Source organism: Massilia sp. BAP21 (assembly GCF_057801335.1).
Genome location: NZ_CM173596.1, coordinates 694,584 through 709,405, shown reverse-complemented (window position 1 = coordinate 709,405; position 14,822 = coordinate 694,584). Strand labels below are relative to the sequence as shown.

13 protein-coding genes are annotated in these 14,822 nt (G+C 65.0%); 8 read left to right on the top strand and 5 right to left on the bottom strand.

The window, feature by feature from the left end; all coding sequences use genetic code 11:
- Positions 1-109 precede the first annotated feature (109 nt).
- Complete coding sequence (locus tag ACWYRN_RS03030; protein WP_229437853.1) at positions 110-391, top strand: polyhydroxyalkanoic acid system family protein; 282 nt, start codon at positions 110-112, stop codon at positions 389-391.
- 56 nt (positions 392-447) lie between these two features.
- Here the strand turns inward: ACWYRN_RS03030 and ACWYRN_RS03025 are convergent, their stop codons facing one another.
- On the bottom strand, positions 448-702 hold the full coding sequence (locus tag ACWYRN_RS03025) for an acyl-CoA-binding protein (protein ID WP_305822482.1): 255 nt from the start codon (positions 700-702) through the stop codon (positions 448-450).
- Positions 703-963: 261 nt separating this feature from the next.
- Positions 964-1,320, bottom strand: a complete 357-nt coding sequence (locus ACWYRN_RS03020) for an FKBP-type peptidyl-prolyl cis-trans isomerase (protein WP_229437851.1) — start codon at positions 1,318-1,320, stop codon at positions 964-966.
- 151 nt (positions 1,321-1,471) lie between these two features.
- Between ACWYRN_RS03020 and ACWYRN_RS03015 the strand changes: the two genes are divergently transcribed.
- Positions 1,472-2,320: an EI24 domain-containing protein gene (locus tag ACWYRN_RS03015; RefSeq protein ID WP_488691066.1), complete on the top strand. Its 849-nt coding sequence runs from the start codon at positions 1,472-1,474 to the stop codon at positions 2,318-2,320.
- A gap of 33 nt (positions 2,321-2,353) precedes the next feature.
- On the opposite strand, the gene ACWYRN_RS03010 is transcribed toward ACWYRN_RS03015, so the two are convergent.
- Complete coding sequence (locus ACWYRN_RS03010; RefSeq protein ID WP_488691065.1) at positions 2,354-2,671, bottom strand: hypothetical protein; 318 nt, start codon at positions 2,669-2,671, stop codon at positions 2,354-2,356.
- 457 nt (positions 2,672-3,128) lie between these two features.
- On the opposite strand from ACWYRN_RS03010, the gene ACWYRN_RS03005 reads away from it, so the two are divergent.
- The 3 genes from ACWYRN_RS03005 to ACWYRN_RS02995 are packed head-to-tail and all read left to right on the top strand — an operon-like array spanning position 3,129 to position 9,814.
- Positions 3,129-6,383: a transglycosylase domain-containing protein gene (locus tag ACWYRN_RS03005; protein ID WP_488691064.1), complete on the top strand. Its 3,255-nt coding sequence runs from the start codon at positions 3,129-3,131 to the stop codon at positions 6,381-6,383.
- A complete protein-coding gene (locus ACWYRN_RS03000; protein ID WP_488691063.1) occupies positions 6,371-7,789 on the top strand; it encodes a TAXI family TRAP transporter solute-binding subunit in 1,419 nt (472 codons plus the stop codon). The genes ACWYRN_RS03005 and ACWYRN_RS03000 overlap by 13 nt, the downstream gene beginning before the upstream one ends.
- Before the next feature lie 57 nt (positions 7,790-7,846).
- Entirely contained in the window at positions 7,847-9,814 is a 1,968-nt protein-coding gene (locus ACWYRN_RS02995; RefSeq protein ID WP_488691062.1) for a CocE/NonD family hydrolase, read from the top strand.
- Between the two features lie 179 nt (positions 9,815-9,993).
- Here ACWYRN_RS02995 and ACWYRN_RS02990 read toward each other — a convergent pair whose 3' ends face one another.
- The gene (locus tag ACWYRN_RS02990; RefSeq protein WP_488691061.1) at positions 9,994-10,818 is read right to left on the bottom strand and encodes a hypothetical protein; all 825 of its coding nucleotides are present in this window, start codon (positions 10,816-10,818) and stop codon (positions 9,994-9,996) included.
- Entirely contained in the window at positions 10,785-11,243 is a 459-nt protein-coding gene (locus tag ACWYRN_RS02985; protein WP_488691060.1) for a rhodanese-like domain-containing protein, read from the bottom strand. The genes ACWYRN_RS02990 and ACWYRN_RS02985 overlap by 34 nt, the downstream gene beginning before the upstream one ends.
- Before the next feature lie 354 nt (positions 11,244-11,597).
- Here ACWYRN_RS02985 and glnA point away from each other — a divergent pair, with 354 nt between their 5' ends.
- The 3 genes from glnA (at position 11,598) to glnL (ending at position 14,787) form a co-directional block, all read left to right on the top strand.
- Positions 11,598-13,013: a type I glutamate--ammonia ligase gene (gene glnA, locus ACWYRN_RS02980; protein ID WP_488691059.1), complete on the top strand. Its 1,416-nt coding sequence runs from the start codon at positions 11,598-11,600 to the stop codon at positions 13,011-13,013.
- Positions 13,014-13,174: 161 nt separating this feature from the next.
- Positions 13,175-13,708 carry a DUF4124 domain-containing protein gene (locus ACWYRN_RS02975; protein ID WP_488691058.1) on the top strand — a complete coding sequence of 178 codons (534 nt, stop codon included), beginning with the start codon at positions 13,175-13,177 and terminating at the stop codon, positions 13,706-13,708.
- Positions 13,705-14,787: a nitrogen regulation protein NR(II) gene (gene glnL, locus ACWYRN_RS02970; RefSeq protein ID WP_488691057.1), complete on the top strand. Its 1,083-nt coding sequence runs from the start codon at positions 13,705-13,707 to the stop codon at positions 14,785-14,787. Before ACWYRN_RS02975 ends, glnL begins: the two co-directional genes overlap by 4 nt.
- Positions 14,788-14,822 lie beyond the last annotated feature (35 nt).

Genomic DNA, 14,822 nt, shown 5'->3' with positions numbered 1-14,822 from the left:
CCTGCCGGGTTTCGGTCTTGACGAAGATCAATTGCATGGCGGACTGGCACGACCGCGATGCAACTGGCATCATGGCGGGCTGTTGCGTTTATATGAGGAAGGAAATCGGATGGCCGACATTCACATCGTCCAGGAACACAGCCTGAGCCCGGAAAAGGCGCGCGCGGCGGCGCAGCAGGTGGCGGACAAGGTCGCGGCCGAGTTCGGCATGCAATGCCGTTGGGACGGCGACGTGTTGCGCTTCGAGCGTAGCGGCGTGGAGGGTGCCCTGACCCTGGAAGAGCAGCGCGCGGCGCTGCGGATCAAGCTCGGCTTCCTGATGAGCGCCTTCGGTCCGGCGATCGAAGCCAAGGTGAGCGACAAGATGCGCAAGGTGTTTGCGGCGGCCTGAGCGGCCCTTGTGGTGATGGCGCCTTGCCCTGCAAGGCGCCAGCGGAACGTGAAGGATCAGCCCTTCAGTTCCTCGATCAGGTCGATGTATTGCTGCATTGCTTCTTCCTGCGAGGTGCCCTTCAGGCCGTCCCAGGCGTCGAACTTGGCGCGGCCGACCATGTCGGTGAAGCCCGGACGCTCGCCGGTGGCGTCGCCGCTCGACGCCTGCTTGAACAGCGCGTAGATCTTCAGCAGGGTCATGTTGTCCGGACGCTCCGGCAGGTTCTTCGAATCGGCCTGGGCCTGGGCGAACTGGTCTTGCAAGCTCATAAAAACTCCTGTTGTCTGGATTGCTGGATGGTGCATTGCCTGGACGGCAAGGCGCGCGGCCATCTTAGCGTAACAGGTGGGAATGTACGTGCTTCTGGCGGGAATTTTAGAGGGGATGCTCGATGTGGCCTGCGGCCGGGAGGAGGGAGTAGGGTGGGCTCTTGAGCCCACGCGGTGGAACGCTTGCATCTCGATCGATCAACCGTGGTACAGCGTGGGCTCGAGAGCCCACCCTACAAAACAACGTCGTATAGACGTTGCTTACACAGCCAGCAGCTCGACGTCGAAGATCAGCGTCGCGTTCGGCGGAATCACGCCGCCGGCGCCGCGGGCGCCGTAGCCCAGGCTGGCCGGGATGGTCAGGCGGCGCGCACCGCCGACCTTCATGCCCTGCACGCCTTCGTCCCAGCCGCGGATCACGTGGCCGGCGCCCAGCGGGAACTGGAACGGGTCGTTGCGGTCCTTGCTCGAATCGAACTTGGCGCCGGTGCTGCCGTCGTCGTTGCGCAGCCAGCCGGTGTAGTGGACGGTGACGTAAGCGCCGGCTTTTGCTTCGGCGCCTTCGCCGACGACGGTGTCTTCGTATTGCAGGCCGGAAGCGGTGGTGGTAGTGGACATGGTTTTCCTTCAGTGTTCAAGTTGAGCGGGGATTGTAGTGCATGACCAGCCGAAGCGCTATCGAGGCCCAAGCGTGCGTCCAGCGGCCGGGCTGCCTGATTCTGTCTACAATACGGATTCGAGAACCCAGGAGGCGCACCGCCATGCCAGCATGCTGTCTGAAATCGCAGGGAAGCGCCGCGTGAGCGGTATCGCCACCGCCTGGGCGCGCGCCCTGCGTGCGCAGTTCTCGCGCCGCATGCTGCTGCTGTCGCTGGTGCCGCTGCTGCTGTCGCTGCTGGTCTGGGGCGCGCTGCTGTGGTTCGGCCTGCAGCCCTTCCTCGATTGGCTGCAGGGCGTCTTCGCCGAATACGGCTGGTTCGGTTCCAGCGGCGGCATGCTGTCCACGCTCGGCCTGGGTACGCTGAAGGTGCTGGTGGTGCCGTTGATGGCGATCATCCTGCTGCTGCCGCTGATGATCGCCAGCGCGCTGCTGTTCATGGGTATCGTCGCGATGCCGGTCATCGAGCGCTACGTGAGCCGGCGCCAGTACCCGCAGCTCGAGCAGAAGGAGGGCGGCAGCTTCACCGGCAGCGTCTGGATGAACCTGACGAGTGTGATCGTGTTCGCCGGCCTGTGGCTGGTGACGGTGCCGCTGTACGCGGTGCCGCCGGTGGCGGTGCTGGTGCAGGCCGCGCTGTGGGGCTGGGTGACTTCGCGCGTGATGAGCTACGATGCCCTGGCCGCCCACGCCAGCCCGGAAGAACGCCAGGCCCTGATGCGTGCGCAGCGCTGGCCGCTGCTGGGCATCGGCATGGTCTCCGGCGTGCTCGGCGCCATGCCGGGGATTGCCTGGATGGGCGGCGCGGTGCTGTCGGTGGTGCTGTTTCCCTTCCTGGCGATCCTGTCGGCCTGGCTGTACGTGATCATCTTCCTGTTCACCGGGCTGTGGTTCCAGTATTACTGCCTGCAGGCGCTACAGGACCTGCGCGCCAAGGCCAGCGTTCCCGTGGCCCCATGAAGGAAGGGACCTGCGGATGGCATGCGGCCTTGCTCAACGATCCATCTGGCACATTTTCGAGCAGCTCTTGTCAAGTGCATCTTTCAGGCTTTCCGTTTCCGCCTCTTCTGCCTCGCGCAGTGTTCTCAGCTTGTCGCGGTCCTGCTCGACTTGTTGCTGTTTTTGAAGAGCCTGGATGCGCTTCATCTTCTCGGCAGATCGGCCATGCAAGGCTTCGGGCTCCTCAAACGCAAGCGTCGTACATTTCTTATAGCAAGCTGCCGGCGAGAACTGCGGCTCACCAAGCGCAGCGCCACTGGTCCCGAGGGCACCGGCACACATCAACACGCGGACGACGATTTTTTTAAGCATTTTTTATCTATTTCAAATATTTTTTGCGAATACGCGAGAGCTTGTCGAGCATACAACGCCTTGTTCGAACCAGCCATCATCTTCTTGCCAATAACCGGTACCGGCTTAATGCCTGCAGGCCTGGAAAAACACGGTCGAACTATCTACAAAACAAGGTCTTGTAGGAAAGGAATACCGATGCTTGTAGGCATTAGTGCCGTCTCAATAACTCTGCCGTTGTTTTTTTGCGAAAATAATCTGGGCAGGTCAAATTTGTTGAACAGCGCTACATGGAAGACCTGTTGGTGTGGTGGAATGATGGCTGCGGCGTCCCGAATAGCACGTGAAATTCGAATGTGCCGGACAGCGTCGGACACGAACTAACAATGACCTCGATCACTCGAACAGACCAGCAGCAAGGATGGCGAGCAGGTTGGCGGGGATTGCAGGAACAATGATTCAAACCGGTTGAGCCATCATGGAAAGTACACGCCGTTTCAAACGGCCACGTAATGTGTTTCGCGCCGTGCGCATCCTGCGCGGGCGCCCGGACAGCGGCAGTGCCGCGCCTGTCATGGCTGCCGATGCAGCCGAGCAGGATGCACCGCTGTACGAAAGTTATCCGCACCTGTCGCTGGTCACCGACCCCAAGCAGGACGACATTCCCGAAGACGCAGGCGAGCCGGAAAGCGAAGGCGAGCCGCCGAAGGGGCGCGGCTATACCAGGCGCATCCTGCTCGGCCTGGTGCTGGTGGTGGTGGCCGCCGGCGCCGCCTACGCGGTGTACGAAACCCGCACCTCCACGCTGCAGGCGAAGATCTTCGCCGGCATGATGAAGGAAGTCAGCTTCCGCATGGAGAAGGGTCCGAGCAACGCGATCCGCTTCCCGGCCGACAGCCCCTACGACGCACGCCTCGGTTATTCCCATTTGCCGGCCTTCCTGAGCAAACTGCAGACGCGCGACTACGCCGTCGACGCCCAGGCGCGCATGTCGCCGAAGATGCTGGAACTGGCCGACCGCGGCCTGTTCGCCGCCTACCGCGAAAAGACCCGCGCCGGCCTCGAGATCCTCGATTGCCGCAGCCAGCCGCTGTTCGGCTCGCAGTTCCCCGAGCGCCAGTACGCGCGCTTCGACGATGCGCCGCAACTGCTGGTGCAAAGCCTGCTGTTCATCGAGAACCGCGAGCTGCTCGACCCGGCCTACCCGAAACGCAATCCGGCCGTCGAATGGGACCGCTTCTCGAAAGCGGTGTTCGACAAGACCCTGCACTCGGTCGGCCTGGGCAGCGGCAGCCGCGTGGCCGGCGGCTCCACCCTCGCCACCCAGATCGAGAAATACCGCCACTCGCCGGAAGGCCGCACCGCCTCGCTCGAAGATAAACTCATCCAGATGGCATCGGCCACGCTGCGCGCCTACCAGGACGGCGAAGACACCACCGGCCACCGGCGCCAGATCGTGCTCGACTACCTGAACACGGTGCCGCTGTCGGCCAAGGTCGGCTACGGCGAAGTGAACGGCATCGGCGACGGCATGTGGGTCTGGTACGGCCGCGACTTCGACAAGGTCACCGCCGCGCTGAAGGGCGGCATGGACAATCCCGACGCCGTGCTGGCCTACAAGGAAGCGCTGTCGCTGATGATCGCGCAGCGCCGCCCGGCCTATTACCTGGGCGCCGGCGAAGCCGACCTGGAAACGCTGACCAACAGCCACCTGCGCGTGCTGGCCCAGGCCGGCGTGATCACGCCGCAGCTGCGCGACGCCGCGCTGAACGTGAAACTGCACCCGGCCCTCGGCTCCGGCGTCGAGCCGCCGCCGGCGAATGCCTTCGTGTCGCGCAAGGCCTCGAACGCGGTGCGCAACCACCTCGGCTACCTGCTGGGCGAACCGCGCCTGTACAACCTCGACCGCCTGGATTTGTCGGTGGTGTCCACGCTGGACGCCGAAGCCCAGCAAGCCGTGACGGCCGCGCTGCGCCAGCTGACCAGCGCCGAATCCGCGCAGGCCGCCGGCCTTACAGGCAAGGGCATGCTCGGCAACGGCGACCCGGCACAAGTGGTGTACAGCTTCACCCTGATGGAGCGCGGCGAGAACGTGAACTACCTGCGCGTGCAGACCGATAACTACGACCAGCCGCTCGACATCAACGAGCAGGCCAAGCTCGACCTCGGCTCGACGGCCAAGCTGCGCACGCTCGTCACCTATCTCGACATCGTCGACCAGCTGCACCGCCGCTACGAAGCGATGGACCCGAAGGCGCTGCGCGAAACCCGCATCGACCCGAAGGACCGCCTGAGCCAGTGGGCCGTCGATTACTTCCTGGCGCTGCCGGCGAACGCCGACCGCGGCCTGGCGCCGATGCTCAGCGCCGCCATGAACCGCACCTATTCCGCCAACCCGGGCGAGGGCTTCTTCACCGGCGGCGGCCTGCATTACTTCGGCAACTTCAGCAAGCTCGATAACGGCAAGATCATGACGGTGCAGCACGCGCTGCAGCAGTCGACGAACCTGGTGTTCGTGCGCCTGATGCGCGACGTGGTGCGCTACTACATGTTCCAGCTGCCGGGTTCCTCGGCGGCGCTGCTGGCCGACGCCGACGACCCGCGCCGCGCCGGCTACCTGGCGCGCTTCGCCGACAACGAAGGCAAGGTCTTCCTTGCCAAGTTCTGGAACAAGTACAAGGGCAAGACCCCGGACGAAGCGCAGGCCCTGCTGTTCGCCGGGGTGCGTCCGCTCGCCTCGAAGCTCTCTGCCGCGCACCGCACCATCGCCCCGAACGCGACCCTGCAGCAGTTCGGCGCCTTTATCAACGACACGCTGCCGAGCAACGAGGTCGACGGGGAGCGCATCGAGAAGCTGTACGACCAGTACGCGCCGCAGAACATGTCGTTGGCCGACCGCGGCTACGTGGCCTCGGTACACCCGCTGGAACTCTGGCTGGTCGGCTACCTGCGCGACCATCCAAAGGCCGGCTGGAGCGAAGTGGTGGGCGCCAGCACCAAGGAGCGCCAGGAGGTGTACTCGTGGCTGTTCAAGACCAGCCGCAAGAACGCCCAGGACAAGCGCATCGCCGGCCTGATCGAGGTCGAGGCCTTCCTGAAGATCCACGCGCAGTGGAAGAAGATGGGCTACCCCTTCGATTCGCTGGTGCCGTCGTATGCGACCACGCTGGGCGCCTCGGCCGACCGTCCGGCCGCGCTGGCCGAGCTGATGGGCATCATCGTGAACGGCGGCGTGCGCAAACCGGTGGAGCGCATTGACTCGCTGCACTTCGCCAAGAACACGCCCTACGAGACCCTGGTCAAGCGCGCCAACAAGGTCGAGCAGGAAGTGGTGCTGGCGCCGGAAGTGGCGCGTGCCGTGGCCGATGCGATCCGCGGCGTGGTGTCGGAAGGCACCGCCAAGCGCGCCAAGACCGCCTTCACCACGTCCGAAGGCAACGTGATCGCCGTGGGCGGCAAGACCGGTACCGGCGACCAGCGCTTCGACGTGTATGCACGCGGCGGGCGCCTGATCGAGTCGCGCTACGTGAACCGTTCGGCCACCTTCGTCTTCAACATCGGCGAGCGCTTCTTCGGCTCCATGACCGCCTATGTGCACGGCCCGCAGTCCGAGAACTACGACTTCACCAGCGCGCTGCCGGTGCAGCTCCTGGTGACGCTGGCGCCGAGCCTGATGCCGATGATCGAACCGCCCCAGGGCAGCGTGGCCGCACAGACGCAGTGCGTGCGTTGAGAGGGGCGAGCGCAGCCGAACGTGCGCGCCGGGCCAGCCGGCGCGCCGTCTCCACCATCCGCGGCTTCAGTCTGATTTCGCTGCGCGATTTGCTGGTCGCGTCCGGGCCGACGATCGTGCTGGTGGCGGTGGCCTGCTTCATCGCCTGGCTGGTCGTCGATCCGGCGCCGCCGCGTTCGGTGCGCCTGGCCACCGGACAGGAGAACTCCGCCTACGAAACCTTCGGCAAGCGCTATGCGCAGGCGCTGGAGCGCGACGACATCGCGGTTGCCTTGCAGCCCACGCTCGGCTCGAAGGAAAACCTGGAGCGCCTGCGGCGCGGCGAGGTCGACATCGCCTTTGTGCAGAGTGGCTCGACCGGCGAGGAAGAAGCCGCCGGCCTGGGCCTGGCCTCGCTCGGCAGTCTGTTCACCGAGCCAGTCTGGCTGTTCCTGCGCGAGGACGTGAAGGCGACCAATCTCACGGCCTTGCGCGGACTGCGCATCAACCTGGGGCCGGAAGGCACCGGCGTGCCGAACCTGTTCCGGCAAATCCTGGCGGTGAACGGCGTCGAGCCGAAGGAGCTGAGCATCGGCGCGCTGGAGAACACGCCGGCCACGGTCGAGCTGCTGGCCCGCCGCATCGACGGCCTGGTGTTCAGCTCCGCGCCGGAAGCGCCGCTGATCCAGATGCTGCTGCAAACCCCGGGCATCCGCCTGTTCAACTTCAGCCAGGCCGAGGCCTATACGCGGCGCCTGCCTTTCCTCACCCACGTGACCCTGCCGCGCGGGATCGTCGACCTCGGGCGCGACATCCCGGCCCAGGACTACCATTTGATTGCGCCCACAGCCACGCTGGTGGCGCGCGAAGACCTGCATCCGGCCCTGGTCGACCTGTTCGTCAAGGCCGCGGGCGAGATCCACGGCGGGGCAGGGTGGTTCCAGCAGCAGGGCCAGTTCCCGTCGCCGAAGTACACCGAGATTCCGGTGGCGCAGGAAGCGGCGAAGTATTACCGCGACGGGCCGCCGCTCTTGCAGCGCTACATGAGCTTCTGGCTGGCGAATTTGTTCGACCGCCTGTGGGTCGTGGTGGTGGCGCTGGCCGCCCTCGTCATTCCGTTGTCGAAGATCGTGCCGCCGCTGTACGTGTGGCGGGTGCGCTCGCGCGTGTACCGCTGGTACGGCGAACTGCGCGCGGTCGAGCAGGCGCTGGAGGGAGTGACGACGGGTATGCCCGAAAGCCAGCGCAAAGACCGCGTCCGTGGAGACCTGGTGCGTCGCCTGGACGACATCGAGACGCGCGTGAACCACATCTCGATTCCGCTCGCGTATGCGGACGAGTTGTACCGCTTGCGCAGCCATATCGACTTCGTGCGCGAGCGCGTGCAGACGACGCTCGATGGCGAGCCCGGGGCACTGGCAAAGTAACAAGAAGGCGGCGAATCCGATTACACTGGCGGGCTTCGTTCATCCGCAAAGGTCACCATGTTTCGCCGTCCGCTGTCCGTCCTCTCCATCAGCCTGATGCTGGCCTTCGGCGCCGGCGCAATCGCTCCAGTCCACGCCGCCGGCGACGCCGACGCCCCCGCCGCCAGGCGCAGCATCAAGGACAGCTACACCAAGTACGAATACCGCATCCCCATGCGCGATGGCGTGAAGCTGTTCACGGTCGTCTACGTGCCGAAGGACGCCTCGCAACGCTCCCCCTTCCTGATGCAGCGCACGCCCTACAGCGCCGGCGTGAATGCTCAGGGCGAGCTGCGCTACGGCGTCGACTGGATGCCGGAAGCGATCGGCCCCTCGCGCGAGTTCGAGGAAGCCGGCTACATCTTCGTCAAGCAGGACGTGCGCGGACGCTACATGTCGGAAGGGAAGTGGCAGGAGATGACGCCGCATGCCAACAGCAAGCGTGTGCCGGGCGAGGGCGTCGAGAGCGAGGACATGCACGACACCGTGGCCTGGCTGCTGAAGCACGTCCCGAACAACAACGGCAAGGTGGGCATCTACGGCATCAGCTATCCGGGCTTCTACACGGCGGCCAGCATCATCGATTCGCACCCGGCGATCAAGGCCGCCTCGCCGCAGGCGCCGATTGCCGACCTGTACATGGGCGACGATTCCTACCACGGCGGCGCCTTCATGCTGGCCGCGAACTTCGATTTCTATGCCTCCTTCACCGAAGCGCCGAACCCGGCGCCGCCGCCCAAGGCGCGCACCGAATTCGACTACGGCACGACTGACGGCTACGACTTCTTCCTGCAGCGCCTGACGCTGGCGAACATCGCCGCCGCCATGAGCCCGGCGCAGCGCACCTACTTCATGCCGAACATCGAGCACGACAGCTACGACGCCTTCTGGCAAACGCGCGCGATCACGCCGCACATGAAGAACGTCAAGGCGGCGGTGCTAACGGTGGGCGGCTGGTTCGACGCCGAGGATCCGCAGGGGCCTTTCTCGATCTATGGCGCCATCAAGAAGCACAATCCGAACGCCAGCAACAGCCTGGTGATCGGGCCCTGGGTGCATGGCGGCTGGGCGCGCGGCGACGGCGCGCGCCTGGGCCATGTGAACTTCGACAGCAAGACGAGCGAATACTTCCGCAAGCACCTGCAATTCCCGTTCTTTGAGCAGCACCTGCGCGGCGTGAAGCCGGCGCGTGCGATTGCCGAAGTGACGGCTTTCGAGACCGGCTCGAACGTCTGGCGCCAGTACGCGGCCTGGCCGCCGGTGCAGGCCAAGCCTCGCACGCTGTACTTCGGCGCGGGCGGCAAGCTGGACTGGAAGTCGCCTGTTGAAGGTAAAGCCAACTACGGTGCCGGCTACGACGAATACGTGGCCGACCCGAAGAAGCCGGTCCCCTTCATCGGCTATCCGGCTACCGGCGTGCCGCGCGAATACATGGTCTCGGACCAGCGCTTCGCCGCCAAGCGGCCCGACGTGCTGGTGTACCAGAGCGAGGTGCTGGAAGAAGATGTGACGATCGCCGGCCCGGTGGTGCCGAAGCTGTTCGTCTCGACCACCGGGACCGATGCCGACTGGGTGGTCAAGCTGATCGACGTGTATCCGGCCGATTATCCGCAGCCGGAAGCCGAGCGCCGTGGCAGCGACGTGGGTGCGCCGCCGCTGGCGATGGGCGGCTACCAGCAGCTGGTGCGCGGCAATCCTTTGCGCGCCAAGTTCCGCAACAGCTTCGAAAAGCCGGAAGCGCTGGTGCCGAACAGGGTGGAAGCGGTCAGCTATGAACTCGGCCAGGTGAACCACACCTTCCGCCGCGGTCACCGCATCATGGTGCAGGTGCAGAGTTCGTGGTTCCCGCTGGTCGACCTGAACCCGCAGACCTTTACCCGCATTCCGACTGCGAAGCCGGAAGACTTCGTGAAGGCGACCCAGCGCGTGTACCACCAGCCCGATGCGGCCTCGGGCTTGCAGCTGATGGTGATGCCGGCGAACTGATCTCGCGTCGTAGGGTGGACGGCTCTACCCTGGACGCCGGTTTGCCGGCGGCCTGGACGCCGTCCACGCGTTCAACACAGTTGGCACCGCCGCGCTGTCTCACCCAGCCCTTGAACGCGTGGACGGCGCACACGGCAGGTGATGGCATGAAGCCGGGTGGAGCCGTCCACCCTATGCGATCAGGCGGCGCGGGCCGCTTTCGCCAACTGGCGTCGATGACGCAGCTTTTCCTTCCTGCCGATGGTCCGCAAGGACAGCGCGCTGCGCTCATACCAGGGCCGGGCGCCGGGGAGCAGGGCGGCGCGCACCGCACGGCGGATCGTGGTGGCCGGGATCAGGTCGGTGGCAAGCTGCGCGATACGCCGTGCTTCCTCGTGGCGCCCGCAGCCTTCCAGCACCGTCAGGACCTGCTTCACCTCGTCGGCGTAGTTGTAGATGCCGGCCTTGATGCGCGGCGCGATGGTAAAAGGACGCACGCGGCGGTTTACGACATCCCAGTTCAGGAGCGTGCTCGCCCTGCGCACGACACGCTCCGGATCGGGCAGGAAGCGTCCGGCCAGCGCGAAGTCGCCGGCCGCGATGATCGCCTCCATCGCCCGACTGCTGCAGGCTTGCGCGGTGTCGGGATCGCGCGCCAGCAGCTCGCAAAACACCCCATAGGTGTGCGCCGCGCAGTCCAGGCGCTCGTTGATCGCGGCGAGGTCGCCGAATGCCTGCCTGCCACCGCCGCCGTCAAGCAGGGCGCTGGCATGCCGGTCGCGCTGCGTCTCGAGGGCGGCGCGGGCCGGCGGATACACCTGCGCCAGGTCCATCCAGTAGAACAACCCGTATGAGTTCCGTACGCCGTACAGCGAGGGTTCCTCCTCCAGCGCGTGCTCGTGGAACCAGATGAGTTCGCGCAAGGCTTCCTCATGGCGGCCTTCGAGCGTCATCGACCTGGCTGCATGCAGCCTGTCGTGCGCGGTCTGGCTCACGCGCCCACCCAGGGCAACCCGGCCTTGCACCAGCCACCGACCGTCTTGCGGTGACCTTCCTGGTCGCGGTCGCCCTCGAAGCCTTCCAGGATGTCGAAGGAGTTCGCGTACCCCAGTTCGGTTGCCACGCGCGCGCTGTGGCGCGAACGCACGCCCGAGCGGCACAGGAACAGCAGCACCTCGTCCTTGCCGGCCACGCTTTCCAGCTGCTCGCCAAAGGCGGGATTTGGCTGGCCGCCCGGCCAGGTCGCCCACTGCACCGCCACGTGTTGGCTTTCAGGCACCGCAACGCGGCCGACCCAGTCGCGCTCGGCATTGGTGCGCACGTCGACGATCTTGACTTTCGGATCGCCCTGCAGCAGCTCGAACGCTTCCTGTGGCGTGACGGCGCCGGCATACGGCTGGCCATTGGCGCGCTGGCGGGCAGCATCGAGAATCGTTTCGGTCTTGCTCATCGTGTTTCCTCAATTAAAGTGGTGCGCACCAGTGCAGCGCAAGCTTGCCGCATCGTGCCGCATCGCGGCCAAAACAGTGCGTCACGCATCAAAACGGTGCGGTCAACTCATGATGCACTATCATGGTGCAATCGCCGGCATCGGGTGCATCATGGCGTTGTACGCTGACACCGAAGATTTTATGGTTAAACGCACGGGTTTCCAAAGAACGATTGCGCATTTGTTCATGACGGACTGCTGGCATGGTTCCTGCATATGTTTCGCTTGAGTATGTCGCACGTTGGCTGGACCGGTCGCACAGGATCACGACCCCGCCGCCTGTCGGCACCACCCCTTTTCATTCAGGAGAAACGCATGGCAAAGACCGCCGCAGATGTGATGCAGATGGTGAAGGACAACGAAGTCAAGTTCGTGGATTTCCGCTTTGCGGATACCCGCGGCAAGGAGCAGCACGTCACCGTTCCCGTATCGCACTTCGACCTGGACAAGTTTGAATCCGGCCACGCCTTCGACGGTTCGTCGATCGCCGGCTGGAAGGGCATCGAGGCGTCGGACATGCTCCTGATGCCGGACCCGAACACCGCGAACCTCGACCCGTTCATGGAAGAGACCACTCTGTTCATGCAGTGCGACGTGATCGAACCGTCGGACGGCAAGGGCTACGACCGCGACCCGCGCTCGATCGCCAAGCGCGCCGAAGCCTACCTGAAGTCCTCGGGCGTGGGCGACACCGCCTTCTTCGGCCCGGAACCGGAATTCTTCATCTTCGACTCGGTCCGCTGGAAGAGCGACATGTCGGGCAGCTCGGTGCAGATCGCCTCGGAAGAAGCATCCTGGTCGACCGACAAGGACTTCGAAGGCGGCAACAGCGGCCACCGTCCGACCGTCAAGGGCGGCTACTTCCCGGTCCCGCCGGTCGACAGCTTCCAGGACATGCGCTCGGAAATGTGCCTGATCCTCGAATCGCTCGGCATCCCGGTCGAAGTGCACCACCACGAAGTGGCCGGCGCCGGCCAGAACGAAATCGGCACCCGCTTCTCGACCCTGGTCGAGCGCGCCGACTGGACCCAGAACATGAAGTACGTGATCTGGAACGTGGCCCACAGCTACGGCAAGACCGCCACCTTCATGCCGAAGCCGATGAACGGCGATAACGGCTCGGGCATGCACGTGCACCAGTCGATCTGGAAAGACGGCAAGAACCTGTTCGCCGGCGACGGCTATGCCGGCCTGTCGGAAACGGCCCTGTACTACATCGGCGGCATCATCAAGCACGCCAAGGCCCTGAACGCGATCACGAATCCGGGCACCAACTCGTACAAGCGCCTGGTGCCAGGCTACGAAGCCCCGGTCAAGCTGGCCTACTCGGCCCGCAACCGCTCGGCCTCGATCCGCATCCCGCACGTGGCGAACCCGAAAGGCCGCCGCATCGAGGTGCGCTTCCCGGACCCGCTGGCCAACGTCTACCTGTGCTTCGCCGCGCTGTTGATGGCCGGCCTGGACGGTATCCAGAACAAGATCCACCCGGGCGAAGCGGCAACGAAAGACCTGTACCACCTGCCGCCGGAAGAAGACAAGCTGATCCCGACGGTGTGCGCTTCGCTGGAAGAAGCCCTGGAAGCCCTGGACAAGGACCGCGAGTTCCTGACCCGCGGCGGCGTGTTCAGCGACGGCATGATCGACGCCTACCTGGAACTGAAGATGGCTGAAGTGCAGCGCATGCGCATGACGCCGCACCCGATCGAATTCGACATGTACTACTCGTCGTAATTCGTCTGCAAGCTGGCTGTTGCGCTACGGCATCAAAACCGTAAGCGAATGTAAAGGACGCGGGGCGAGCCGATGGCTTTCCCCGCGTTTGTCATTCTGATGCGGTATATTCGGCTGGACTTTCACCTTGCGCGCCCCGCGTGCTTTCTCTGACGATGCGAATGACAACCAGTGTGACCTGCCGCGGCCTGAAACTGGCGCTGGCAGCCGGATTGACGATGACGGGCGCGGCCCAGGCGCAGACCCAGGTCTACAAGTGCACCGATGCGCAGGGGCGGGTCGAATTCACCGACACGAATAAAAAGGGCTGCAAGGTGCTGGACCTGCCCGGCTATATTCCGGCGCCGCCGGCGCGCGCCGCTGTGCCGGCGCCTGCGCCGGCCGCACGCACGAACAGCCCGACCGGGAATGCGGCAGCCGCTGCCCCGAGCCCGTCCGACTTCCCGCGCGTCGACACAAGCCAGCAGCGCGCCCGCGACAACGACCGCCGCGAAATCCTGAACGAGGAACTGCGCGCCGAAGAGCAGAAGCTGGCCGAGCAGCGCCGCGAATTCAACAACGGCGAACCGCCGCGCAACGGCAACGAGCGCAACTACGCCAAGTACCAGGAACGCGTCGGCCAGATGCGCGAAGACATCGGCCGCACCGAGCGCAACATCGAAGCCCTGCGCCGCGAAATCGGCAACATCCGATGAGCGACCACGAAGCACCGCCGCAAGCTGCCCGCTTTGCCGGTCTCGAACTGCTGGCCTCGAGCGTGCTGCTGGTCGACCCCGACGACCGCGTGCGCTATGCCAATCCGGCCGCCGAGAACATGCTCGACGCTTCGCTGAAATGGCTGTCGCGCCAGACCGTGGCCAGCCTGTTCACCAACGGCGACGAACTGGCGGCCCTGTGCGACCAGACCCGCGCCCACCAATACAGCGATCTGCGCCAGGACCTGGCTTTGGAACGCCCGGGGCGCGAAACCCTGCACGTGCACAGCATCGCCAGCGCGCTCGACAACGGCGAAGTGCTGATCGAGCTGCGCGAGAACGTGCAGCAACTCAAGCTCGACCGCGAGGAGCGCTTCCTCGACCAGAGCCAGGCCAACAAGGAACTGATCCGCAACCTGGCGCACGAGATCAAGAACCCGCTGGGCGGCATCCGCGGCGCCGCGCAATTGCTGGAGCTGGAGCTGCCACCGCTGCACCTCGGCGAGCTGAAGGAATACACGCAGGTGATCATCAAGGAAGCCGACCGCCTGCAAACCCTGGTCGACCGCCTGCTGGCGCCGCACCGCAAGCCGCACATCGTGGGCGACGTGAACATCCATGAAGTCTGCGAGCGCGTGCGTTCGCTGGTGCTGGCCGAATTCCCGAACGGCCTCACCATCCGGCGCGACTACGACGCCTCGATTCCCGAGTTCAGGGGCGACAAGGAACAGCTGATCCAGGCGGTGCTGAACATCGTCCACAATGCCGCGCAGGCCCTGGCAAACCGGATTGCGGCGGGCGACGCCGAGATCGTTTTGCGCACCCGCGTGGCGCGCCAGGTGACCCTGGCCAAGGTCCGCTACGGCCTGGCATTAGATTTGCATATCATCGACAATGGACCGGGTATCGCACCCGAGATCCGCGACCGGATCTTCTACCCGCTGGTGTCGGGACGGGAGGGCGGCAGCGGCCTCGGGCTGACACTGGCGCAGACCTTCGTGCAACAGCACCAGGGGATGATCGAGTGCGAAAGCCGGCCAGGACTGACGGATTTCAGGATCCTGCTGCCGCTGCCTTAGTTGGGTAAATGAGGCAGTCGTGGCGGGACGCCGCG

Bases quoted from the DNA above. Each gene is read 5' to 3' on its own strand.
- glnA (WP_488691059.1), top strand. From the start codon at position 11,598: ATGGCAAAGACCGCCGCAGATGTGATGCAGATGGTGAAGGACAACGAA.
- ACWYRN_RS03010 (WP_488691065.1), bottom strand. From the start codon at position 2,671: ATGCTTAAAAAAATCGTCGTCCGCGTGTTGATGTGTGCCGGTGCCCTC.
- ACWYRN_RS03030 (WP_229437853.1), top strand. From the start codon at position 110: ATGGCCGACATTCACATCGTCCAGGAACACAGCCTGAGCCCGGAAAAG.
- glnL (WP_488691057.1), top strand. From the start codon at position 13,705: ATGAGCGACCACGAAGCACCGCCGCAAGCTGCCCGCTTTGCCGGTCTC.
- ACWYRN_RS03015 (WP_488691066.1), top strand. From the start codon at position 1,472: ATGCTGTCTGAAATCGCAGGGAAGCGCCGCGTGAGCGGTATCGCCACC.
- ACWYRN_RS03005 (WP_488691064.1), top strand. From the start codon at position 3,129: ATGGAAAGTACACGCCGTTTCAAACGGCCACGTAATGTGTTTCGCGCC.
- ACWYRN_RS03025 (WP_305822482.1), bottom strand. From the start codon at position 702: ATGAGCTTGCAAGACCAGTTCGCCCAGGCCCAGGCCGATTCGAAGAAC.
- ACWYRN_RS02995 (WP_488691062.1), top strand. From the start codon at position 7,847: ATGTTTCGCCGTCCGCTGTCCGTCCTCTCCATCAGCCTGATGCTGGCC.
- ACWYRN_RS02985 (WP_488691060.1), bottom strand. From the start codon at position 11,243: ATGAGCAAGACCGAAACGATTCTCGATGCTGCCCGCCAGCGCGCCAAT.
- ACWYRN_RS02975 (WP_488691058.1), top strand. From the start codon at position 13,175: ATGACAACCAGTGTGACCTGCCGCGGCCTGAAACTGGCGCTGGCAGCC.
- ACWYRN_RS03020 (WP_229437851.1), bottom strand. From the start codon at position 1,320: ATGTCCACTACCACCACCGCTTCCGGCCTGCAATACGAAGACACCGTC.